Consider the following 22,326-nt stretch of genomic DNA (forward strand, 5'->3'; position numbering starts at 1 on the left):
ATGCGACTCGTGGTGGGACACCTTGTCCCCGGGTGCTCTGTTTTAGTGTGATCGATGCTTGCGGCAAGCAGGAGTGATATAGTGAAGGCGCGATTGGATGCGATCGACTGGAAGATCCTGCGGGAACTCCAGGAAGACGGCCGCATGACGAATGTGGAACTGGCGCGACGCGTCGGCATTTCCGCTCCGCCATGTTTGCGCCGGGTAAGGGCGCTGGAGGAGGCGGGGATCATCCGCGGATACCGGACGCTTCTCGATGAAAAGCAGCTCGGTTTCGATGTGACCGCGTTCGCCATGGTCGGGCTGCACAGCCAGACGGAAAGCGATCTGCAGGCTTTCGAGCAAGCCACAGCCAAGTGGCCGCTGGTGCGCGAGGCGCACATGCTGTCGGGGGAGGTCGATTTCCTTTTGAAATGCGTCGCGCCCGATCTGCAGACATTTCAGAATTTCATTATTCGCGACCTGACCGCCACGCCCAACGTGGACAGTGTTCGCACCGCGCTGACCATCAGGCGCACAAAGGACGAGCCGCAGGTTCCCGTCGACTGACGGCTCCGGCTTTTCAAGCTTCCCGGTAATCCTGGTTCCGGTTCGTCGCTCCTGCGGCGGGCCGGTTTTCGGTCGTCTCGATTGCGGGGCCGCAAGTCGAGGCTGCGCCCTTTCAGACAAGAAAAAAGCCCGCCTGGTTTCCCGGGCGGGCTTCGAAATTCGTAACCTGTCGACGAGATCAGTCGATCGCGCGCAGGGAGCCGGCTGAGGTGCGGCCGTCACGACCGGTCTCGAGCTCGAATTCAACCTTCTGGTTCTCGGCGAGGCCGTGCATGCCAGCGCGCTCAACAGCGGAAATGTGGACGAAAACGTCCTTCCCGCCGGCATCAGGCTGGATGAAACCGTAGCCCTTGGTGGTGTTAAAGAATTTCACGGTGCCGGTAGCCATTCTACCTGTCTCCATCATCTCAGTGACCGCGTTGCGAGATTGCCGCGGCTTAACGCAGTTATAGTTGTCGTCACGAAACTGCGACCATTGTCGGACAGGCAGTATCTTAGAAGATCGAAATAACTGGTCCAAGCGACATAGGACCATATCGCGGATAAATCAAGGCCAATGAGCGAAAGTCTGCGTCTGGCTTCGTAAAAATTCTCGTGAACAAATGCGTCTTTAAATCAGGCCGGCGAGAATATAATCAGAAATACCAAATGGATGACTGTCAGCTTCCGCGACTAACGCGCCAATTGAAGGCGCGCCAGTCGATGGTGTCGTAAGGAAAAGGCATTCGGCCACAGGGTCACTCGGCCGCCATCTCCAGCACGCGGCGCGCGATGACTTGCGCCTGAATTTCCGCAGCACCTTCGAAGATATTGAGGATGCGGGCATCGCACAGCACGCGGCTGATCGGATATTCCTCCGCGAAGCCGTTACCACCATGGATCTGTACGGCATTGTCGGCTGCCGCCCATGCGACACGGGCGGCCAGAAGCTTGGCCATGCCGGCTTCAAGATCGCAGCGGCGGCCCTGGTCCTTTTCCCGTGCGGAATGATAGGTGAGCTGGCGGGCTACGAGGATCTCACACGCCATCATGGCGAGTTTGTCGGCCACACGCGGGAATTTGATGATCGGGCGGGCGAACTGGATGCGCTCCTGGGCATAGCGCAGGCCTAGTTCCAGGGCGGATTGCGCAACGCCGATCGCGCGGGCCGCGGTCTGGATGCGCGCGCCTTCGAAGGTCTGCATGAGCTGCTTGAATCCCTGCCCTTCGACCTGGCCGAGGAGATTCTCCGCCTTCACCTCGAAATTGTCGAAGGCGATTTCGTATTCCTTCATGCCGCGATAGCCGATCACCTCGATCTCGCCGCCGGTCATGCCTTGCGCCGGGAAGGGATTGTCATCGTCGCCGCGCGGCTTTTCGGCCAGGAACATGGAAAGACCGCGATAACCGGGCTCTTCCGGGTTGGTGCGGGCAAGCAGGGTCATCAGGTCCGCGCGCACCGGGTGTGTGATCCATGTCTTGTTGCCCGAGACCTTCCACACGTCCCCATCGCGCACGGCGCGGGTCTTGAGCGAGGCGAGGTCGGAGCCGGTATTGGGTTCGGTGAAGACGGCGGTGGGCAGAACCTCGCCGGAGGCGATGAGCGGCAGCCACTTTTCCTTTTGCTCATCCGTGCCGCCGCACAGAATCAGTTCCGCGGCGATTTCCGAGCGGGTGCCGAGCGAGCCGACGCCAATATAGGCGCGGGACAATTCCTCCGAGACCACGCACATGGATTCCTTGCCAAGTCCCAGTCCGCCATATTCTTCCGGAATGGTCAGGCCGAAGACGCCCAGCTCCGCCATGTCGGCGATCACCTCAAGCGGGATATAGGCATTGTCCTGGTGCCACTGGTGGGCGTGGGGCAGCACCTCTGCATCGCCGAAGCGGCGCATCTCGTTGCGAATCTGTTCGTAGGTTTCGTCCAGCCCGGCATCGCCCACGGTGGCCGCGCCTTGCTGTTGGACCATCAGCTCCACCAGATGCGCGCGCTCTGCCGCCGTGTTGCCGGTGGCGATCAGCGTCTCGATCTCGCTCGTGCGGGCTTGGGCGATGGTCGCGCCGTCGAGCCCGAGGTCGGACAGGCGCACGATCTCGCCCTGGCTCATGGGGATGCCGCCGAAGATCTGGGCCAGATATTCGGCAAAGGCCATGCGGGCCAGCTGATCCTCGATCTTGCCATAGCGCCCGGCTGCGCTCATGCGTTGCGCATAATCGGCGATCTGGCGCAGCGCCTGGGCATAGGTTGCCAGCCAGGCAAGTCCGTGGGTCGCGCGCTGCTCGTCATCCATGCGCGCGGCATCGATCCGCCCGTCGACCACGACACGAGCACGTATGCTGGCGGCCGCGGCCTTCACCAGACTGTCGACGGCTTCAATGGCCGGCGCTGCAATGTCGATGAGGCCAGGCGTGGCGGTTGCCGGAGACGGCGCGGCGAGTGTCATTTCGGATCCCCCAAGTTCGTCGCCCTGCCTTTTGCGATTTGTTTGTTGGCAGGGTCATTTACCGATACGTCATGTTGCGCTGCAAACAGGCATCTGTCGAGTCCTCCAAAGGGAGGGACTTGCTGCTTTTTGACAGTTTCTGTCGTTGCGTGACGAAGGATGCGCGCGGCACTCGTGCCGCGCTGCGGTATCTGCATGAATTGAAGGCATAGCGCTTCGCGCGGGGGTGTCCGTTCGCCCATGTCCTAGGCATTAATTCGGATGGAATGAATATGAGCATTCTAAAAAATTCTTTGTTTTTCGTCACTTCCTCGATCGAAACGTAGGGGAAGGATGTGATGATAAAATAATCATATGTATTCAATGGTTTGAGGACGCGTTGTTATCGCTTGGTAAACTTATCTGACCTAACGTTCACTGCAAATTGGGGGTGATCTGGGCTGGAGTTCAGGTGATGAGTTTTTCGTTCAAACGCAAGTCTGGCGAGCAGGGACGCCATGGGCAGGGGGAGAGCGTGCAGACATCGCGAAAGCGACTGGCGCATGCAAGCGGACTTCTTTCCGGGCTGTCGCTCAAGGCGCGGGTGTTTTCTCTTGTCGTGATTGCCGTGGTTGGTCTGGTCGGTGTCGGCGGCACCTATTGGTGGAGCCAGATACTTGTGAAGGAGGCGACGGACAGGGAGGGCGCCTATGCCGATTTCGCCGGGCTGGTCAGCGAGATGAGTGCGGCGGCGCAGGGCCTGCGAAATGCGGAGAAGACCTATCTCTATCAGCCTTCCGAAGAAGCAATGTCGGCCATCCTGGCGCGCGAGGCGGACATGCGCGCAATCGCGGCGCGGATCGAGGCGAGCGATGTGGCGGCCCCCTACCGTTCGGAACTGGCAGGGGTGATGGAGACGCTTGACGATATCCATGAGACGGCCGCTGTCCTGCATGCGGCCCAGACCCGGATCGGCTTCGACCTGGAGAGCGGGTTGCTCGGGGAATTGGGTGAAACGAGCTCAACCATTGAGAAGGCCGTGACGAAAGCGGCGCGCTTTGCCCGCAACGATCCCGCCCTCGCAAAGCTTCAGCTTGCGGTCATTCAGGTCTCGCGCGACGAGAAAGCCTTTGTTCTTCAGGGCAACGATGTTGCGGAAGGGCTGTTTGAGGTTTCCTACAGTCGGCTGGACCGCGCGCTCAACAGGGCAAAGCTCGACGCTGACGTGAAGCAAGACCTGGTCGCCGCGCTTGCGGGCTATCGCGCGGCTTTTGACGGCTTTGCGAAAGAAAAGGCGGAACTCATCCGGTCCCGGGAACTGATGGAAACGCTGTTCTCCCTGTTGCCACCGCGTCTTGAGGCGCTTCGGGCAGGCGCTGTGGCCGGACAGGCGGATGCGGGCGAAAGTCTGGACCGCGCGCGCACCTTCACCCTGTTGCTGGTTGCGGCCATCATCGGGGCGGCAATCGTGGTCTCCATGCTGTTGGGGCTGACCATCGCCGCCTCGATCACGGGCCAGCTTGTGGCCCTGCGCAAGGTGATGGAGCGCCTTGCCGAAGGCGACAACGCCGTCACGATCCCCGGAACCCGGGGCAAGGACGAGTTGTCGGCCATGGCGCGCACGTTGCTGGTTTTCCGAGACAGCGCGCTTGAACGCGAAAAGCTGCAGGCCGCACAGGCGGAGGATGCGGAGGCCCGCAATCAGCGCGCAGGCCGCATCGCGGATCTTGTCGGCGCGTTCGAGACGACGGTCGCACAAGTGCTCGCCAAATTGACCAGCACCTCGCAAGATCTTCGCGGTGCCGCCCAGGCGGTGGAGGAGGCGTCCGACAATGTGACGGGCGAAGCGCGGCGCGCCGGTCAGTCCGTCAGCATCGCGTCTGAAAATGTCGGAGAAGCCGCCGCCGCCACCCAGCAGATGGCATCCTCCATCAGCGAGATCGCCGATCAGGCGGGCCGATCGCGCGAAATCGCCCATCGCGCGCTGACAGGGGCGGAGCAAACCTCAGCCACCATGGAGAGCCTCGCTGAGGCGGCAGAGCGGATCGGCAAGGTGATGCATCTCATTCGCGATATTGCCGATCAGACGAACCTTCTGGCCCTCAACGCCACCATCGAGGCCGCGCGGGCGGGGGAAGCGGGACGGGGCTTCGCGGTCGTGGCGGCAGAGGTGAAGGAACTGGCCACCCAGACCTCCCGCGCGACGGAAGAAATCGCGGCGCAGGTGGAATCGATCCAGTCGACATCCACCGTGGCGACCGCATCGATTGCCGATATCCGCCAGATCATCGATGACATGAACGCCATCGCGAATTCGGTGGCCGCCGCGGTTGAACAGCAGAGCCAGTCGGTGGATGCGATCTCGCACAATATCAGCGGCGCCTCCTCGCGCTCCCAGGAAGGCGCGGAAGCCATGGGCGGGGTCGGAGAAGCCAGCGAGCATGCGCGGCGGACCGGCCGCGGGGTCGAGGATCTCTCGCAGCATCTGGCCGAACAGGTGGAGACCATCCGGCGCGAGGTCGATGTCTTCCTGGATGGTGTGCGGGCGGCCTAACCGCCCGTGCGCGGTCTTTGAGCCCGCCCGCGTTTCAGCTTGCGGGCGCCTCGGCCGTTTTGGCGATCGCCCGGCGGGGCCTGGAGACCAGCGCGACAGCGCCGATTGCGATCACCATGCCGACGATCTGTATCAGCGCGAGTTCCTCGCCGAAGAGGAAATAGCCCTCAACCGCGGTGGCCGCAGGCACCAGATAGAAGAGCCCGGCGACGCGTGAGACCTCGCCCTTGCGGATAAGCAACATCAGCAGGGAGATCGCGCCGAGCGACAGGACCAGAACCAGCCAGCCGAGCGCGAAGATGAATTCGCCCGTCCACTGCACAGTGCCGGTTTCGGTGAAGAAGGCCGCCAGCGCGGTGAGGGCACCTGCGCCCGCATATTGATAGAAGACGCCGCCGCGCATCTCCATCTGCTGGGCGTAGCGCTTCTGGTAGATGGTGCCGAAGGAAATGCCGAGCACGGCAATCAGGCACGTGCCCACGGTTTGCGGAGTGATGCCTCCTCCGGCAAGGCCTGCCTTGGGACCCAGAACGAGTGAAATGCCGACAAGTCCGACTGCCATGCCGATCCAATAGCGAAGATCGATCCGCTCGCCGAGCGCAACGCCGGCAAACAGCGCGGTGATCAGCGGCTGGAGGCCGACAATCAGGGCGGCAACGCCTGCGGGCATGCCCCGGCTGATCGACCAGAAGACGCCCCCCAGATAAAGCCCGTGGATGAGCATGCCGACCACCATGGCATGACCGCGTTCGCGCATGGTCAGGCCGCGGGGCGGACGGATGATGATCATGGAGAGCCCGAGCAGCGCCAGGACCGCGACATAGCGCAGGACCAGAAATGTCAGCGGCTCCGCATAGGGGGTTCCCATCTTGGAGCCAATGAAGCCGGTCGACCACAACAGCACGAAGATCGCCGGAACGGCTTTCAGGAAGATGGACATGGAGACATCCGGTTGGAGGGCGCTTTTCGCGACCAATTGGCGAAAGGCCCCCGTACGGGAAAGCCTGATCTGAGCGGCGGCTACCATAGCGGAAGCGGTGCCCGCCGCAAGCCGGAGCATTTGCCCGATGGCTCCCGTATCTGCGCGAAGGGGGCTCTTCACCTGACCAAGGGGAGGAGGCAAACGAAATATCAAGCATAATCAGATAAAAAGGAGATATGGACGGTCTGTTCTGACGCACGGTGCGCCAGGGCTCGATCCGTCCGCATCGGCAGGTTCATGACTGAGGGCAAGGATGGAAACCCGGGCGAGGGGGGCAGAGGCGTGCGACGGCGCGGCCTTCGCATCGCCGTGTTGTGTCTCGGCCTGTGTGCGGTCGCAGCCTCTTTCTGGATGGTGCATTCCTGGGAGACACGGCGCGCCAATGCACACCAGAGCGCGGGGGCGGCCTATCTGGCGCTTGCCGATGCGGTCATGGCCGCGCGCGACTATCGCCGGGCCGTCGAAGGATATCTTCTTGCGCCGACGCGTGAGCCGCTGGCCCCGGTGGGGGAGGCGGAGAGCGGGTTGCAAAGGCGGCTCAACAACCTGGCAGGACACGGCGCGACCGCTCCCGACATGGTTTCTGCGGTCCTTTCCGAACTCGATCGGGTGCGCAATCGTCTCCGGAGCCTTGAGGCGATCCAGACGCGCATCGGCGCTGATCTGAGCAGCGGCCTGCTTGGCGACATGAGGCGTGCAGGCGATGCTGTTGCGACCGCGCTTGAGGCGCTGGCATCACAGCGAAAGCCCCCTTCCGGGCTCAGCACGTTGCGCGAGGCGTTTCACAAGGCGCGGAAGATCGAGACCGTCTTTTTGGTTCGTGAGGGGCGGGGGGACCCGCAAAACGAGGCCGGCGAACTGGATGCGCTCGTCGGCCTGGTTCGCGCTGCGCGTTTTCCCGCGCGCACGGAAGCGCGGCTTTCGAAGCTCGTCTCCGACTATCGCGATGCTTTTGCGGGGTATGTGGAGGCGGTTCTTGCGCGCGGGGCCAGCGAGCGGGAGCTTCGCGCCGGGCTTGATACCCTGATCGAGCGGCTGACATCGGCTCTTGCCGCAAGGCCTGCGGAGCCGGAGGACGATTTGCCGGGGCTGAGCGGCACTCTCGCCGCCCGCGTCCAACTCGCGATGCCACTTGGCTTGCTGGCCGCCGGACTTGCTCTGGTTGTCATCGGCGCAGGCGGGTTCGCCCGCACCCACGCAGAGGCCGCGACGGCAAAGGCACCGGACGTGGAGGGGGCGCCGGGCGCGGTGGTCGATGGGCAGGAGGCGGCGGGCGACGGTTCGCCCTCCCCGACCGAAACTATCCAGGATGCCCGTGAGGCTGCGGTGCGGGCGGAGGCCCTGGCGGAGGTTCGAAAGGCGGGGGAGGCCTGGAAGGCGCGCAATACCCGCATCGGCGACATGGCGCAGCATCTTGAGGAAACGGTTTCCATTGCCATTGCCAGCCTGAAGACGGCAGCCGGCGCGATGAACGAGGCGGTTGGGGCGGTCGCTGTCACCGCGCGCAATGTTTTGGGGGCAGCGGACCGATCCGGCGCCAATCACCGCGCGGTGCTCGACGCGCTGGCTGCGGCGCAGGCGCAGCGTGAGGCCCTGTCCAGCTCGCTGGAGGCGATGACCGAGCTTGCGCGCAGTTCCCATGAAGCTGCGGAGGATGCGCGCAGCCGGTCTGGCGGCGGTGACGCGGTCATGGACCGGCTCTCCACCTCCACCGGGCGTATCGAAGGCATGCTGGAGGCGATTCGCGCTGTTGCCGAGCGGACCAATCTGCTTGCGCTCAACGCAACGATCGAGGCGGCGCGGGCAGGCGCTGCGGGCAAGGGCTTTGCGGTGGTGGCGCAGGAGGTCAAGCAGCTCGCCGCCCAGACCGCGACGGCGACGCAGGACATCGAGGCCGAGGTTCAGGCCATCCGCTCCGCAAGCGACGATGCAATCGAGGTTTTCCGGGCGGCCTCCGGGGTTGTCGATAGCGTCGATGAGGTTGCTGGCGGTGTGCGTCGGACAGTCAGCGCACAGCGTACGGAAATCGCGGCGCTTTCCCTTCGTCTGGAGGAGGCCGCCGCCCTTGGCGAGGATGGCGACAAGGCGGTCGCGGCAATTTCCAAGGCGCGAGGGCAGGCGGAGGAAACAGGAGCCGCGGTTGACCGGCTCGCTCAGATCATGCTGGAGGAAGCCGCGCGCGTCGATGACGAGATGAAGAGCTTTCTGACCACCCTCCGTGCACTTTAAGTCTCTGACATATCGCACATATTCTCATCTTTCCCCTTTCAGCCCCCGCGACGGGATGGCAAGGCCGGGGAAAGTGCGTATTGTGCCCTGCGTATTTTGAGGAACCGGCATTGGCGGAGCAGCGATGAGCGAGACATGCGTGATCATTGGCGCGGGTCAGGCGGGCGCGCAGGCGGCCCACAGTCTGCGTCAGGGAGGGTATGAAGGCGGGATCGTCATGCTGGGCGATGAGGCCCATCCCCCCTATCAAAGGCCGCCGCTGTCCAAGAAATATCTCTCCGGCGAATTCGAGGCCGAACGGCTGTGGTTGCGCCCGGAGGAATTCTACGACACGCACAAGATTGATCTGCGCGTGTCCACCCCGGTTGGCGAAATCGACCGTGCGGCGCGTGAGGTGGTTTGCGCCAATGGTGAGCGCATCGCCTATGACACGCTTCTTATTACGACCGGTACGAGGCCGCGCAATCTGCCTTTGCCGGGCTTCGACCTGCCGGGTGTGCTGCCGCTCAGGACGCTTGCCGATGTGGATCGTCTGCGCGAGGTGCTGGAAAGGCCCTGCCGGATCGCGATTGTCGGCGGCGGCTATATCGGGCTTGAGGTTGCCGCCGTCGCGCGGGAGCTTGGTCACGAGGTGACGGTTCTGGAAAGCCAGGAGCGGGTTCTGAACCGCGTCGTCGCGCCCGCGCTTTCCCTCTTTTTCCAGAAGCTTCATGCCGACCATGGGGTCGATATCCGCTTCGGTGTCACGGTCGAGGCCGTGGAAGGCGAGGACAAGGCGCAGGCCGTTCGGCTTGGCTCCGGCGCGCGCATCGAATGCGATCTGGTTCTGGTCGCGGTCGGTGCGGTGCCGAATGTGGAGCTTGCGCAGGCGGCCGGACTAGAGGTCGATAACGGCATCTGCGTCGATGCAAGCTGCCGCACGTCCGATCGCGCAATTTATGCGGCGGGCGACTGCACGTCCTTTCCGGCGGCCCGCTATGGGCGGACGATCCGGCTTGAAAGCGTGCAGAACGCGATCGATCAGGCGAAGGCGGCGGCAAGCGCCATTTTGGGAAATGAGGTCGTCTATGACCCCGTGCCCTGGTTCTGGTCGGACCAGTATGATGTCAAGCTTCAGATCGCCGGTCTGTCCCAGTTCCACGATGAGACAAAGCTCGTCGGCGATCCGGACAGCGGCTCCTTCTACATCGCCTACCTGCGCGACGGGCGGCTGTTGTCGGTCGATTCCGTCAGCCACCCGCGTTCGCACATGATGGCGCGGCGCTCCTTGGGCGAGGTGTGGCGCGATGATCTCCTGCCACCCGCCTGAGCGCGCACGCTGTCGCGAAAGCCGTCTAGAGTGTGCCTGCGCGCACGTTTTCCATGACAAGGCTTGAGACTTCGCGCGGGATTTCATGCTGCAGCATGTGGCCGACGCGCTCAAAGACGTGGGTGGCGATCGGGCCGGGCAGGTTATGCGCCTGTCGGGTGGGCAGAACGCGATCCTGCGTCCCCCAGACGACCTTTACCGGGCAGGGAAGTTCCGCCAGCTTGTCGCGCGGCAGCATCTTCTGGCGTTCCCCGTCAATGATGGAGGCCACCATGGTCTCAAGCGCCTCGATCGCACCGGGTGTGGCGCGGGTTTCGGCGATATGGGCGGCAAGCTTCGGCGGAATGGCGCTCTCCCAGCCGAAGAACTGCTCCAGCAGGATCTGGATCTGGTCTTCGTCGCGCGCGGACGCATAGCGGCGCAGCAGCCGGTGGTTGATTTCCTCGCCAAAGCCGCCGGGCGCCAGAAGCGTCAGGCTGGCGACGCGTTCCGGCGAGCGCATGGCGATCATGGCGGAAACCGCACCACCCATGGAATGGCCGACAAGATGGAGTTTCTCCAGGCCGAGCCCGTCCAGCGTGGCCGCAACGGCCTGCGAGGTCTTGCCCGCGTGGCCGATCACCGGCCAGTCGATGGCCTTGCCGTGACCGGGCAGGTCGAAGGCGAAGGAATGCACACGCCGGGCGAGAGCGGTCTGGATGTTGGTCCAGCCCATGGCGTCTCCGCCGAAGCCGTGGATGAAGACGACGGGGATGCCCTCCACATCGGCTCCAAATTCCTGAATGGGCAGCAGGCGGGGTGCGTCGGTCATGGCGGTTTCCTCTCAGGCGGGCCGTGTCGGCTGTTTTATGGGTATGTTTGACAGTGATATTCAGGCTGTTGTCGGTTCGCATAAGAGCCTGAAACGGGCGGGCGGGCAATGCAGGGCAAGGTTCGGCTTGGGTGAAAAATGCCGTGCGCTGTGTGCTAGCGAACACATACAAACCGGGCTTCGCAATCTAAACTATCGGCCAAGCGAATCGGACTGGCGGGGCTACGCGGGTCCGAGCATGTTTTGTGCCTTGTGGCGGCATTGTTTCAGGCCGCAGACGCACCGCCCCTTGCCAGGTTTCGACGATCGGAGATGCTGATATGCGCCGTGTGACGTTTTTTATTGCCGCTGCGGTGGCCATGACCCTGTTCCATTTCGTGCCGGCCAAGGCACAGGAAATGGTTTTCGACCCCGCAACGCGCACATGGGTCAAATACTACATGACCCAGGACGCGGCTGCGGCGATCGCCAAGCGCAAGTACAAGCGCCGTGAAGTGAGCTATCGCGGGGCGGAAATTCCCGGCACGATCATCGTGGACACCGAGGACCGCTCGCTGACCTATGTGCTGGAACATGGCCGGGCCATGAAATACGGCATCGGCGTCGGGCGCGAGGGCTTCACCTGGTCTGGCCGTGAAAAGATCACCCGCAAGGCCAAGTGGCCGGGCTGGACGCCGCCGCAGGAGATGCGCGTTCGCGAAGCCAAGGCTGGCCGCAAGATCCCGGCCTACATGCCCGGCGGCGAAGACAATCCGCTTGGTGCGCGCGCGCTCTATCTCGGCAACACGATCTACCGCATCCACGGCACCAACGAGGACTGGAGCATCGGTCGCCAGGTGTCTTCCGGCTGCATCCGCATGTTCAATAATGATGTGATCGATCTTTATGAGCGCGTGAAGGTCGGCGCCCCGGTCATCGTGCGCTGATCGTTTCATCGTGCGCTGATCGTTCAGCCTTTGCCGAATTGACAGAACAGGACGCGCGGTGGTCAGGCGACTGCCGCGCGTTTTATTTCGCCCGTCCGCCAGCGGAAGAGTTCCACCGGATGCTCCATGCCTTTCAGGTGATGGGGGCCGATGCTTTCCCAGTTTTGCGGATCAAAGGACGCCACCGCATCGGTGGCCAGCGCGGGCGTGCGCAGTTCCTTTGTCAGATCCTCGATGCGGGCGGCGGCGTTGACCGCCGGGCCGACGACGGAAAAGGACAGGCGCGAGGGAACGCCGATATTGCCGAACATGACCTCACCGAGCGAGGCGGACAGGCCGAACTGGAATTCCGGCAGGCCCTTGTTGCGGCGCCTCATGTTGACCGCCTGATGACGGAGGATGGTATCGCGGACGGCCACATTGGCGGCACGGATGGCATCTGGGCACTCGGCGTCGTCGCCCAGCGGGAAGATGGCCAGCACCGCATCTCCGATGAAGTCGAGGACCTCGCCGCCTGCCTCGATGGCGCTGCCGGCGGTGCAGTCGAAGAAATCATTGAGAAGGCTGAGATAGGCGTCGGCGGGCATGGTCTCGGCAAGCGTGGATGAGCCGCGCAGATCCGAATAGAGGATGACGGCACTGGTGGTCGCGCCGTCGCCGCGACGGATATTGCCCGCCAGAACCTCCCGTCCCGCATGTTTGCCGAGATAGGTTTCGGTGATGTTCGTGGTGATGCTGGCCTGAATGGCCGTCCGGCATGCAACGGCGAAGCCGCGCTGGATCCGCCGCAAGGCCTGGATGTCGGAATCGGTGAAGCCGCCCGCGCGGTTCGAGGTCCAGCTGATCAGGATGCCCGCCTTCTTGCCGACCGGCTGGGTGGAGGCGGAATCGAACCGTGTCATCATCGCCAGATAGTCGGTGAAACCATCGGCGGCGAGCTTTTCAAGAAGCGGGAAGTCGGTCAGCGCGCCTTGTCCGGAAAGGCGGCGGCGCAGGACCGAAGAGCCGGAATCCACCAGATGCTTGAAGGTGCTCAGATTCCACTCGTCCGATTTCTGGTCGCGATGGGCGAATTGCTCCAGCACCACCGTCTGTCCGCGCCGCCACATTGCGGCCTCCACCTCGATCAACGGATGCAGCGTTGGCCACGAAAGCATCGATCGGGACACGGGAACGCCGATGGAATAGAGCGTTTCGCAGACATCGCGGAACATGCTCACGATGTTGGGTGTGCCAAGCGCCTGGTCGATGATCCAGTCTTCGAGAGAAGTGATCAAAGCATCGTGAGACATGAAAGAGATCCGGTTGAGAGAAGCGCCCCATGCAGACTTTCACCACGAGGATGAAGGATGTCTCCGTGCCGGTCGCGACCGTCGGTGCATCGGTCCAAGTATCGGCGTGTGGAAATGGTTCGCTAAAGATTGGTCAGACGAAGGAGGAGATCAAGCGCAGTTACACGCAGTTGTGATGGTCAGTTTTCATCAGGTGCGTCTGGAATTCGGCGTTTGGGCACACGGTGCGCGGGGCGGGTATCGGCAAAGGCCCATAGCCTTGAGCCGAGAAAGGTCACTATCGGCACCACGATTATCGAGACCACGATACCTGCCGATTGAGGCCAATCGGTGAAGGTGAGCCAGCTTGCGAGCGCGCCGGAATTGATGGCAAAGCCGCCAAGCGCGATCAGGAAAAAGCGCGGCAGACGCGCATGCCAGCGTTTGCCTGTGTCGCTGTCTTGCGGGAACGACCAGAAGTGGTGGCCTGCGAAGGACACCGTGAACGCGGTCAGGAACGCGATCGTATTGGCGAGAAGGGGCGGCAGAATGCCGGGCATGGCAAGGGCCAGCGCCACCCCGGCGTGAACGCCCGTCGCCGCGAGCCCGACAATGCCGAAGCGCGAGGCCGCCAGGATCTCTCCGGCCGCCCGTCCGCGCCACGCCGGATCAGGCATCGCCTGCTCCCTCGGTCTCTGTGTTCTCGGCAGGGTGCTTCGGGCCGGATATCACGTCGCGCACGAGATAGACCGGGCGTTGCTTGGTTTCGTTGAAGAGGCGGGCGACATATTCGCCGACGATCCCGATGGAGAGGAGCTGGATGCCGGAGAAGAACAGGATCGCCGTCATGATGGAGGCGTAGCCTGGCATGTCGATGCCGAAAACGAGTGTGCGCAGAACCAGATAGAGCGCATAGGCAAAGGCGAGCGTGGCAATGCCCGCGCCACAGTAGAACCAGACGCGCAAGGGCAGGGTCGAAAAACCGGTGAGCCCGTCGAGCGCGAAATTCCACAGTTTCCAGTAATTCCACTTGGTCGTGCCCGCCGCACGCGCCGGGCGCTCATAGGGCAGCGCCATGGCAGAAAAGCCCACCCAGGCGAAAAGACCTTTCATGAAGCGGTTGCGCTCAGGCAGGTCGCGCAACGCCTCGATCACGCAACGGTCGATGAGGCGGAAGTCGCCCGCATTGGCCGGAAGGTCGATATTGGAAAGGCGGTTGAACAGGCGGTAAAAGGCGGAGGCGGATCCGCGCTTGACGGCGCTGTCGCTGGTGCGGTCCACGCGCAGACCGTAGACGACGTCATAACCGGCGCGCCAACCCTCGATCATCTGCGGAATGAGCTCCGGCGGATCCTGAAGGTCGGCGTCGAGCACGATCGCCACGTCGCCATTGGCATGGTCGAGGCCGGCGGTGAGGGCGGCCTCCTTGCCGAAATTGCGCGAAAGGCCGATCAGGCAGCCGGGAAGCCCGGCAGAGATCTTCCCGCTCAGGATTGCAGCGGTGCGATCCCGGCTGCCATCGTCAATGAAGACGAATTCATGCGCGAGACCTTCGCGGGCCAGAATGTCACCGACAACATCGAGGAACTGCTCGATGACCTCTTCCTCGTTGAAGACGGGAACGATCAGGCTGACAAAAGGCGCACTGATCCGTTCCGCCTTGCGCCGGGCGGCATAGGGAGAAACGCCTTGCGGGGTCGAGGAAGGGTCCAGCATGGGGGCCTTGCGAAGTCCGGTCATCGGTTGAGCGTTCCGCGTTGCTTAGACCGTATTGCCCTGCTTGTCACATGGCTTGTGTCGCCGCACGGGCAGGAGGTTTGCGATGCGAGCACGGATGCCTGAAATGGTCATGCCGCCGAAGCGCTAAGGCTGCGGCGGCATGAAAGATCTTTCGTCAGGCATTTTCAGCGAAAGGACGGCGCGTCAAAGCGCGCCGTGGCAGTGCTTGTACTTCTTGCCGGAGCCACACGGGCAAAGCTCGTTGCGGCCCACCTTGCCCCATGTGGAGGGATCATTGGGGTCGCGATCCTCGGCGGCTGCGCGGGCGCCGATGGAGATGGCGGCGGTCGTCTCGTCCCCCAGCGCGTCATCGCCGTGGGAGACATGCATCTCCGGCAGGTCTTCGTCGGATGGCATTTCCGGCGGCTGGTCCATGACCAGTTCGACACGCTGGAGCTGGGCTGTCACGATCTGGCGCAGCTGACCGAGCATCGCCTCGAACAGGCTGAAGGCTTCGGTCTTGTATTCCTGAAGCGGATCGCGCTGGGCATAGCCGCGGAAGCCGATAACGGAGCGCAGATGATCCAGCGTCGCCAGATGCTCACGCCACAGCTGGTCGAGCGTCTGCAGCAGGATGGCCTTTTCGATCTGGCGCATGACGTCCGGGCCATATTGCGCAACCTTGCGCGCCATGACCTCGGCCGCCGCGCGCTTGAGGCGTTCGGACACCTCTTCGTTGGCGATGCCTTCTTCCTGCGCCCATTCATGCACCGGCAGGTCCATGTTCAGGACGCTGCGCACCTCGTTGAGCAAGCCGTCCGTATCCCATTGTTCGGGATAGGCTTTCTCGGGAATGTGGCGCGAAACGATGTCCTCGATGACCTCTTCGCGCATGTCGGCGATGGTGGCGGCCAGATCGGCCCCGTCCATCAGTTCCACACGCTGATCGAAGACGACCTTGCGCTGGTCGTTCATCACGTCATCGTATTTCAGGATGTTCTTGCGGATGTCGAAGTTGCGCGCCTCGACCTTCTGCTGCGCCTTTTCAAGGGCCTTGTTGATCCAGGGATGGACGATCGCCTCGCCATCCTTCAGGCCCAGGCGCTGCAACATGGAATCCATGCGGTCGGAGCCGAAGATGCGCATCAGGTCATCTTCCAGCGACAGGAAGAAACGGGTGTGTCCCGGATCGCCCTGACGACCGGAACGGCCGCGCAGCTGGTTGTCGATGCGGCGGCTTTCGTGGCGCTCGGTCGCGACCACGTAAAGACCGCCAGCCTCCAGCGCCTTCTGCTTGAGGGCTTCCACTTCGGCGCGGATTTCCGCCTCGCGAGCCTCGCGCTCGGGGCCCGCTTCCATGTCGCCCAGTTCCTGTTCGACGCGAATATCGGGGTTGCCGCCGAGCTGGATGTCGGTGCCGCGACCGGCCATGTTGGTGGCGATGGTGATGGCGCCCGGCACACCGGCCTGGGTAATGATCGCGGCTTCCTGCTCGTGGTAGCGCGCGTTCAGAACGGCGAAGACGCGTTCCTTCTTGGTGCCCTGATCGCCATCATAGAGCGCGGCGAAGGCATTGGGATCGCTCACATCCGCCTGGCGGTAACCGTTTTTCTTGAGAATGTCGGCGATGAGTTCCGACTTCTCGATGGAGGTGGTGCCCACCAGAACCGGCTGGCCGCGATCCTTGCACTCTCCGATCAGCTCCACGATGGCTTCGTATTTCTCACGCGCGGTGCGATAGACCTCGTCGTCGTCATCGATACGGCGCACGGGAAGGTTGGTCGGGATCTCGACCACTTCCAGCTTGTAGATGTCGAGGAATTCGTCGGCTTCCGTCGCCGCCGTGCCCGTCATGCCGGCAAGCTTGTCGTACATGCGGAAATAGTTCTGGAACGTGACGGAGGCGAGGGTCTGGTTTTCCGGCTGGATTGCGACGTGTTCCTTCGCCTCCAGCGCCTGATGCAGGCCTTCCGAATAGCGGCGTCCCGGCATCATGCGGCCGGTGAACTCGTCGATGATGACGACCTCGCCATTGCGAACGATGTAGTCCTTGTCGCGCTGGAAGAGCTTGTGCGCCTTGAGCGCCTGCTGCAGGTGGTGGACGACGGAGACGTTCTCCACGTCATAGAGGCTGTCGCCCTTCAAGAGCCCGGCAGCGGAAAGGAGCTGCTCCAGCTTTTCGTTGCCTTCCTCGGTGAAGGAGGCGGAGCGCTGCTTTTCGTCGATCTCGTAGTCGGCTTCCGTGAGCTGCGGGATGAAGGCGTCGACGGTGTTGTAGAAATCGGAGCGGTCTTCCAGCGGGCCGGAAATGATGAGAGGCGTACGCGCCTCGTCGATGAGAATGGAATCCACTTCGTCGACGATCGCGAAATGGTGCCCGCGCTGGGTCATCGATCCGCGCTCATACTTCATGTTGTCGCGCAGATAGTCGAAGCCGAATTCGTTGTTGGTGCCGTAGGTGATGTCGCAGGCATAGGCCGCGTGACGCTGGCGATCATCGAGGCCGTGAACGATCACGCCGACGCTCATGCCCAGGAACCGGTAGACGCGGCCCATCCAGTTGGCGTCGCGGCTGGCGAGGTAATCGTTGACGGTGACGACGTGGACGCCCTTGCCCTCAAGCGCGTTGAGGTAGGTGGCGAGCGTGGCCACAAGCGTCTTGCCTTCACCGGTCTTCATTTCGGCGATGCCGCTGTCGTGAAGAACCATGCCGCCGATCAGCTGCACATCGAAATGGCGCTGTCCCAGGACGCGTTTGGCGGCTTCGCGAACGGTCGCAAAGGCGGGAACCAGAAGATCGTCGAGCTTTGCCCCATCGGCCAGTTGCTGGCGAAACTCGGCGGTTCGCGCCTGCAATTCCGCATCGGAAAGGGCTGCGACTTCCGGCTCAAGCGCGTTGATCGCCTCAACCTTGCCGCGATACGTTTTTATCTTCCGGTCGTTCGCGGAACCGAAGATCTTGCGGGCGATAGCACCGAGGCCGACCATGATGGTCCTTCCTTTGGCAAAGTCGGGCCAAGTCGCAAGCCTGCGGCTGCGGCGTGACGTCAATACAGTTTCGACAGGACCGAAGGCGGCCGGGAGGCCAGAGCCGGAGCGGTCCAAACGGTTAACGGGCACGGACAAAGCCGAGCCGACCGACAGATAAGAGTGGGCACAATGCTTGTCAACGCCGCCTCAGTCGGCATAACTCCCATCAGCGCCGATGGCCCACTTCATCACGGGTCCGCAACCTACACCCACAGACAGGAAGCTTACATGTTTCATTCCACCAAGGCCGTCGCTGTGCGTCCGTTCATCGCCGGTTGTCTGATCGCGCTTTTCGCAGCCTCGCCGCTCAGCGCGGCCGAAGACGGCGACAAGGTCGTGGCCACGGTCAACGGCACGAAGATCACCGAAGCGGATGTCGCGATCGCGGCGCAGGATTATGCGCAGGACCTGGCACAGGTGCCGGAGGCGGTGCGCCGCAACCTGCTGGTCGGCGTTCTGGTCGACATGCATGTCCTGGCGGAGGCGTCTCTGGCTGAAGGGCGCGACAAGGACCCGGAGGTCCAGAAGCAGCTGGAATATGTCCGCCTGCGTACGTTACGCGATTCCTATTTTAACGATGACAAGTCGTTGCAGCCCGAAGAGGCGGCGATCAAGGCGCTTTATGACGAAAAGTACGGCGATTTCGAAGGCCCGAAGGAAGTTCATGCCCGCCACATTCTCGTGAAGACCGAGGACGAAGCCAAGGAACTCATCAAGGAGCTGGATGGCGGCAAGGATTTTGCGGAGCTGGCAAAAGAAAAGTCGACCGGTCCGTCCGGCCCCCAGGGCGGCGATCTCGGTTTCTTCACCAAGGAGCGGATGGTTGCGCCCTTCGCCGAAGCCGCTTTCGCGATGGAGCCGGGCACCTATTCCAAGGAGCCTGTCAAAACGGATTTCGGCTGGCACGTGATCAAGGTGGAGGAAGTGCGCAGCCAGCCTGCGCCGAGCTTTGAGGCGGTCAAGAACCAGCTGCGCGTGGAAGCGATCCGCAGCCATTACAACAAGGTGATGGAAGATCTGAAGGCGAAGGCCGACATCACCATCGTGGAAGACGATGCGGCGAAGGCTGATGCGGATAACGCGGATGCCGAAAAGTCGGCGCAATAAGCCGCCTGAGAAAATGGAACAGACATGCGTGAAGCCGGGCCTTGTGCCCGGCTTCGCCGTTTTTGCGTGAGGGGTTCAAGGCCGCCTTGCTCAGGCCTTCCACGGGCCGATCAGATGTCTGGTGACTTGCCGCAAGGTGTCCTCGTCGCAATCGAGGCTGTCCGTCAGAAGGCTCGTCCAGGCATAGCTGGTCATCAGGTTGGCGGCGATGAGCGGATCGATGTCTGCACGCACGTCGCCGCGCGCCTTCGCGCGTTCGATGAGTTTCGCTGAATGGGCCATTCGTTCGTCGCGATAGGTCCGCAAGGCCTCTGCGGCGCTTTCGTTCGACTGGGCTTCCGCGATCACCGAGCGGAAAATGCTGCCGGAGGGTGTTTCGCGCCAATGGCGGAACAGATCGCGCAGAAACCTGAAGACGTCCTCTTCGATCGAGCCGCTGTCGTGGTCGGCAATGGGACGTTTCTGGCGGTGGTAGACATCCAGGAGAAGGGCGGCCTTGCTCGGCCACCAGCGATAGATCGTCGGCTTGCCCGCGCGGGCGCGTCTGGCAACCGCTTCGATGGAGAAGCCGGCATATCCCTTTTCGGCGAGAATCTCCGTTGCCGCGTTGCGGATGGCCTCAGCGCTGGCCTCACTGCGTTTTGCCCCAACCGACTGGCGCGTCTTGATCTGTTGCGACATCTCCGGCTCGTCCATTCCTCGTGTCGATATCGTGTTGGTGCGGCAATCGGGGGCGCCTTGCGAAGGACTTTCGACAGGATCGGCGCAGATCGACATCCGGTCTAGCATATCGTCCGGTGAATGGCATCGCCGTGTTCCCGTTCCTTGTCAGCCTGCGGTTTCGGCTTTTTCCGTCCGGAATGTCGCCGCCCTTCATTCGCGAATGTCGGCGCGAATGCCGGCGCGCCTGTCATGCGATGCGCCCCGTGATCGGCTTGACAAAACGAAACGGATCGTTTTATTAAGTCGCGTGATCTGAACGATCCGTAACGTATAGAAGGTCCGATCCATGTCGACACCCGCTTTTTCCCGTAGCCGCTTTACCTTCCTCGTTCTGCTATGCGTCTATCCGCTGGTCACGGCTCTCCTTTATGCGCTCGTCCCGCTTACCGAGGGGTGGGCCATGTGGCAGCGCACGGCAATTCTGGCTCCCATTATGGTGGTGATCCTGGTTTGGGGTCTCATTCCTTTCATTCACCGGCGGTTTGGCTCCTTTCTTCACCCTGGGCAGTGAAAAGGCGCTGAAGGAAACAAGAAGGGGACTTGCGCGCGTAACGCGCCCCGCTAAAACGGAGCGGGGGCTTTCCCGCCCCGCTTTGAACGAGGTTTTCATGTCCGCCGCCATTTCTCCGCTTGCGCCTGCGTCCTATCCGGAAATGCCGGAAATCGAAGGGGTGCGTTTTGCGACCGCCGAAGCCGGGATCAAATACAAGGGGCGCACGGATGTGCTCCTGATGCTGTTTGACGAAGGCGCGCAGGTGGCCGGTGTCTTCACCCGCTCGCGCTGCCCGTCTGCGCCTGTCGACTGGTGCCGGGCAAACCTGTCCGGTGGAGTGGCGCGCGCGCTGATGGTGAATTCCGGCAATGCCAATGCCTTCACCGGCAAAAAGGGGCAGGCCGCGGTGGAGCTTTCCGCCGAGATCGTCGCCAAGGCGGCGGGCTATGCGCCGAGCGAGATTTTCCTCGCGTCCACCGGTGTGATCGGCGAACCGCTTCCCGCCGAACGCTTCGCCCCGGTGATCGACGACCTGATCGCGCGCGCCGCGCCCGGTCCGTGGATCGAGCCGGCCAAGGCGATCATGACCACCGACACCTATCCCAAGGTGGCCACCCGCACGGTGGATCTCGGTGGCATGCCCGTCACCATCAATGGCATCGCCAAGGGGGCGGGCATGATCGCGCCGGACATGGCGACGATGCTCTCCTTCATCGTGACCGATGCCCCCATCGCAGCCCCCGTGCTTCAGGCGCTTCTGCGCGACGGCGTTGGCGGGTCGTTCAACGCGGTGACCGTGGACAGCGATACCTCCACCTCAGATACGGTCCTGGCCTTCTCCACCGGCAAGGCGGCAGGCGGTCGTGCGCCCAAGATCCTGACGGCGGAGGATGCACGGCTCGATGAATTCCGCGCCGCCTTCAACGAGATCCTGCTCGACCTTGCGCATCAGGTGGTGCGCGACGGTGAGGGCGCACGCAAGTTCGTGGAAGTGAACGTGACAGGGGCCGAGACCGATGCCTCGGCCAAGAAGATCGCGCTTTCGATCGCCAACTCGCCGTTGGTGAAGACCGCGATTGCGGGCGAGGACGCCAATTGGGGGCGTGTGGTGATGGCGGTCGGCAAGGCCGGGGAGCCCGCCGATCGCGACCGTCTGGCGATCTGGTTCGGCGATGTGCGCGTTGCGGTCGAGGGCGAGCGCGATGCGGCCTACAGCGAGGAGGCGGCGTCCGCCGTCATGAAGAAGGACAAGATCGTCATCCGCGCCGATATTGGCCTGGCCAATGGCGCGGCAACGGTCTGGACCTGCGATCTCACCAAGGCCTATGTCGAGATCAATGGCGACTACAGAAGCTGAGGCGATGCGTCTCGTCCGGCCCGACAATCTGGACGAGGTGTTTGCGCTGGAGCAGGCCAATCTCACGGCCTTTCCGAGCGAGATGCTGCATTTCGACGGCGCGTGGCTGACCCGGCTTTCGCCGGGCAACCCCGCGCGCCGGGTCAATTCCCTCAATATCTACGACCCCGGTGACGATCAAGATGCGCAGCGTCGCCTGGCATGTGCGGTGGGCCGCTTCGCCGAAGCGGGCATCGACATGCACCTGCGCTGGACGCCGCTTGTCCCTGAAAGCATCGATGCGCTCATCGATGCCCAGGGCTGGCAACGTTATGCGCTGACCGAGGTCTGGTCGGCGCCGGTTCCGCAAGACATTGCAGATGTGGCGAGCGCCGATGAGGCGGGGGAAGACATCGTGCGCCTGCCGCTTGTTCAATGGCTTGCCGATTTTGCCGCCGTCGGCGGAACAGGGGCCGACAAGGTGGGCGAACGGGCGCTTGCGGCGCTGCGCGCTTCATTGGAACGTGTGCCAGCGGACCTGCTGGCGCTCTCCATCCGCTCTGAAAACGGTGAGGCCATGGCGGTGCTTCTGGGGGTCTGCGACGGGGATCTGATCGGGATTTTCGATGTCGCAACGGCTCCCGCGCATCGGCGAAAGGGCCTTGCGGGCCGGTTGGTGCGTGCGGCCCTTGCCCATGGCGCGCAGTCGGGCGCCAGGACGGCCTGGCTTCAGGTTGTTGCCGACAACATGCCGGCCCGCGGCCTTTATGCGGATTTCGGTTTCAAGCCCGCCTATCAATACCATTACTGCCGTCCGCCGGGCGCGGGTTAAGGGAATGCTTCGGCATTCATGGCAATTCGCTCGTTTATCGTTAATCGCCTCTT

17 protein-coding genes are annotated in these 22,326 nt (G+C 62.8%); 8 read left to right on the forward strand and 9 right to left on the reverse strand.

The genetic code is table 11. From position 1 onward, the window contains the following. Positions 1-81: 81 nt before the first annotated feature. Positions 82-549: an Lrp/AsnC family transcriptional regulator gene (locus ABGM93_RS16155; protein ID WP_321333959.1), complete on the forward strand. Its 468-nt coding sequence runs from the start codon at positions 82-84 to the stop codon at positions 547-549. A 178-nt stretch (positions 550-727) separates the two neighbouring features. Here the strand turns inward: ABGM93_RS16155 and ABGM93_RS16160 are convergent, their stop codons facing one another. Further along, complete coding sequence (locus tag ABGM93_RS16160) at positions 728-937, reverse strand: cold-shock protein (RefSeq protein WP_321501219.1); 210 nt, start codon at positions 935-937, stop codon at positions 728-730. A 349-nt stretch (positions 938-1,286) separates the two neighbouring features. Next, positions 1,287-2,972, reverse strand: a complete 1,686-nt coding sequence (locus ABGM93_RS16165; protein ID WP_321501220.1) for an acyl-CoA dehydrogenase family protein — start codon at positions 2,970-2,972, stop codon at positions 1,287-1,289. A 454-nt stretch (positions 2,973-3,426) separates the two neighbouring features. Here ABGM93_RS16165 and ABGM93_RS16170 point away from each other — a divergent pair, with 454 nt between their 5' ends. Then, positions 3,427-5,505 (forward strand): methyl-accepting chemotaxis protein, encoded by a 2,079-nt coding sequence (locus ABGM93_RS16170; RefSeq protein WP_321501222.1) that lies wholly within the window; start codon positions 3,427-3,429, stop codon positions 5,503-5,505. A 34-nt stretch (positions 5,506-5,539) separates the two neighbouring features. On the opposite strand, the gene ABGM93_RS16175 is transcribed toward ABGM93_RS16170, so the two are convergent. Then, positions 5,540-6,445 carry a DMT family transporter gene (locus ABGM93_RS16175; RefSeq protein ID WP_319774303.1) on the reverse strand — a complete coding sequence of 302 codons (906 nt, stop codon included), beginning with the start codon at positions 6,443-6,445 and terminating at the stop codon, positions 5,540-5,542. A gap of 279 nt (positions 6,446-6,724) precedes the next feature. On the opposite strand from ABGM93_RS16175, the gene ABGM93_RS16180 reads away from it, so the two are divergent. Together ABGM93_RS16180 and ABGM93_RS16185 are read left to right on the forward strand one after the other, a co-directional pair. Then, positions 6,725-8,716 carry a methyl-accepting chemotaxis protein gene (locus ABGM93_RS16180; RefSeq protein ID WP_321501225.1) on the forward strand — a complete coding sequence of 664 codons (1,992 nt, stop codon included), beginning with the start codon at positions 6,725-6,727 and terminating at the stop codon, positions 8,714-8,716. Between the two features lie 124 nt (positions 8,717-8,840). Then, entirely contained in the window at positions 8,841-10,025 is a 1,185-nt protein-coding gene (locus tag ABGM93_RS16185) for an FAD-dependent oxidoreductase (protein WP_321501227.1), read from the forward strand. A 25-nt stretch (positions 10,026-10,050) separates the two neighbouring features. Here ABGM93_RS16185 and ABGM93_RS16190 read toward each other — a convergent pair whose 3' ends face one another. Beyond that, positions 10,051-10,836, reverse strand: coding sequence for an alpha/beta fold hydrolase (locus tag ABGM93_RS16190; protein ID WP_321501229.1), 786 nt, complete (start codon positions 10,834-10,836; stop codon positions 10,051-10,053). Between the two features lie 320 nt (positions 10,837-11,156). Between ABGM93_RS16190 and ABGM93_RS16195 the strand changes: the two genes are divergently transcribed. Beyond that, positions 11,157-11,762: a L,D-transpeptidase gene (locus ABGM93_RS16195; protein WP_321501231.1), complete on the forward strand. Its 606-nt coding sequence runs from the start codon at positions 11,157-11,159 to the stop codon at positions 11,760-11,762. A 62-nt stretch (positions 11,763-11,824) separates the two neighbouring features. On the opposite strand, the gene ABGM93_RS16200 is transcribed toward ABGM93_RS16195, so the two are convergent. The 4 genes from ABGM93_RS16200 to secA form a co-directional block, all read right to left on the reverse strand. Then, positions 11,825-13,054, reverse strand: a complete 1,230-nt coding sequence (locus ABGM93_RS16200) for an adenylate/guanylate cyclase domain-containing protein (protein WP_319774298.1) — start codon at positions 13,052-13,054, stop codon at positions 11,825-11,827. A 179-nt stretch (positions 13,055-13,233) separates the two neighbouring features. Continuing rightward, positions 13,234-13,710, reverse strand: a complete 477-nt coding sequence (locus ABGM93_RS16205) for a GtrA family protein (protein WP_321501233.1) — start codon at positions 13,708-13,710, stop codon at positions 13,234-13,236. Beyond that, positions 13,703-14,773 (reverse strand): glycosyltransferase family 2 protein, encoded by a 1,071-nt coding sequence (locus tag ABGM93_RS16210; protein WP_321501236.1) that lies wholly within the window; start codon positions 14,771-14,773, stop codon positions 13,703-13,705. Before ABGM93_RS16210 ends, ABGM93_RS16205 begins: the two co-directional genes overlap by 8 nt. Positions 14,774-14,956: 183 nt before the next feature. Continuing rightward, on the reverse strand, positions 14,957-17,740 hold the full coding sequence (gene secA / locus ABGM93_RS16215) for a preprotein translocase subunit SecA (RefSeq protein WP_321333935.1): 2,784 nt from the start codon (positions 17,738-17,740) through the stop codon (positions 14,957-14,959). 270 nt (positions 17,741-18,010) lie between these two features. Here secA and ABGM93_RS16220 point away from each other — a divergent pair, with 270 nt between their 5' ends. Continuing rightward, positions 18,011-18,889, forward strand: a complete 879-nt coding sequence (locus tag ABGM93_RS16220) for a peptidylprolyl isomerase (protein ID WP_321501238.1) — start codon at positions 18,011-18,013, stop codon at positions 18,887-18,889. Between the two features lie 90 nt (positions 18,890-18,979). Here ABGM93_RS16220 and ABGM93_RS16225 read toward each other — a convergent pair whose 3' ends face one another. Further along, positions 18,980-19,585, reverse strand: coding sequence for a TetR/AcrR family transcriptional regulator (locus ABGM93_RS16225; RefSeq protein ID WP_321501240.1), 606 nt, complete (start codon positions 19,583-19,585; stop codon positions 18,980-18,982). Positions 19,586-20,220: 635 nt separating this feature from the next. Here ABGM93_RS16225 and argJ point away from each other — a divergent pair. Together argJ and ABGM93_RS16235 are read left to right on the forward strand one after the other, a co-directional pair. Next, positions 20,221-21,462 (forward strand): bifunctional glutamate N-acetyltransferase/amino-acid acetyltransferase ArgJ, encoded by a 1,242-nt coding sequence (argJ, locus tag ABGM93_RS16230; RefSeq protein WP_321501242.1) that lies wholly within the window; start codon positions 20,221-20,223, stop codon positions 21,460-21,462. Then, complete coding sequence (locus tag ABGM93_RS16235) at positions 21,443-22,273, forward strand: GNAT family N-acetyltransferase (RefSeq protein ID WP_321501244.1); 831 nt, start codon at positions 21,443-21,445, stop codon at positions 22,271-22,273. Before argJ ends, ABGM93_RS16235 begins: the two co-directional genes overlap by 20 nt. The last annotated feature ends 53 nt before the right edge of the window (positions 22,274-22,326 follow it).

The sequence above is a fragment of the Breoghania sp. genome, assembly GCF_963674635.1.
In the GTDB taxonomy this organism is placed as follows: Bacteria; Pseudomonadota; Alphaproteobacteria; order Rhizobiales; family Stappiaceae; genus Breoghania.

What these genes read in the sequence shown, in the direction of transcription:
- secA (WP_321333935.1), bottom strand. Translation starts at nt 17,740, where the DNA reads ATGGTCGGCCTCGGTGCTATCGCCCGCAAGATCTTCGGTTCCGCGAAC.
- ABGM93_RS16200 (WP_319774298.1), bottom strand. Translation starts at nt 13,054, where the DNA reads ATGTCTCACGATGCTTTGATCACTTCTCTCGAAGACTGGATCATCGAC.
- ABGM93_RS16160 (WP_321501219.1), bottom strand. Translation starts at nt 937, where the DNA reads ATGGCTACCGGCACCGTGAAATTCTTTAACACCACCAAGGGCTACGGT.
- argJ (WP_321501242.1), top strand. Translation starts at nt 20,221, where the DNA reads ATGTCCGCCGCCATTTCTCCGCTTGCGCCTGCGTCCTATCCGGAAATG.
- ABGM93_RS16180 (WP_321501225.1), top strand. Translation starts at nt 6,725, where the DNA reads ATGACTGAGGGCAAGGATGGAAACCCGGGCGAGGGGGGCAGAGGCGTG.
- ABGM93_RS16205 (WP_321501233.1), bottom strand. Translation starts at nt 13,710, where the DNA reads ATGCCTGATCCGGCGTGGCGCGGACGGGCGGCCGGAGAGATCCTGGCG.
- ABGM93_RS16185 (WP_321501227.1), top strand. Translation starts at nt 8,841, where the DNA reads ATGAGCGAGACATGCGTGATCATTGGCGCGGGTCAGGCGGGCGCGCAG.
- ABGM93_RS16195 (WP_321501231.1), top strand. Translation starts at nt 11,157, where the DNA reads ATGCGCCGTGTGACGTTTTTTATTGCCGCTGCGGTGGCCATGACCCTG.
- ABGM93_RS16210 (WP_321501236.1), bottom strand. Translation starts at nt 14,773, where the DNA reads ATGACCGGACTTCGCAAGGCCCCCATGCTGGACCCTTCCTCGACCCCG.
- ABGM93_RS16225 (WP_321501240.1), bottom strand. Translation starts at nt 19,585, where the DNA reads ATGGACGAGCCGGAGATGTCGCAACAGATCAAGACGCGCCAGTCGGTT.
- ABGM93_RS16175 (WP_319774303.1), bottom strand. Translation starts at nt 6,445, where the DNA reads ATGTCCATCTTCCTGAAAGCCGTTCCGGCGATCTTCGTGCTGTTGTGG.
- ABGM93_RS16235 (WP_321501244.1), top strand. Translation starts at nt 21,443, where the DNA reads ATGGCGACTACAGAAGCTGAGGCGATGCGTCTCGTCCGGCCCGACAAT.
- ABGM93_RS16165 (WP_321501220.1), bottom strand. Translation starts at nt 2,972, where the DNA reads ATGACACTCGCCGCGCCGTCTCCGGCAACCGCCACGCCTGGCCTCATC.
- ABGM93_RS16190 (WP_321501229.1), bottom strand. Translation starts at nt 10,836, where the DNA reads ATGACCGACGCACCCCGCCTGCTGCCCATTCAGGAATTTGGAGCCGAT.
- ABGM93_RS16220 (WP_321501238.1), top strand. Translation starts at nt 18,011, where the DNA reads ATGTTTCATTCCACCAAGGCCGTCGCTGTGCGTCCGTTCATCGCCGGT.
- ABGM93_RS16170 (WP_321501222.1), top strand. Translation starts at nt 3,427, where the DNA reads ATGAGTTTTTCGTTCAAACGCAAGTCTGGCGAGCAGGGACGCCATGGG.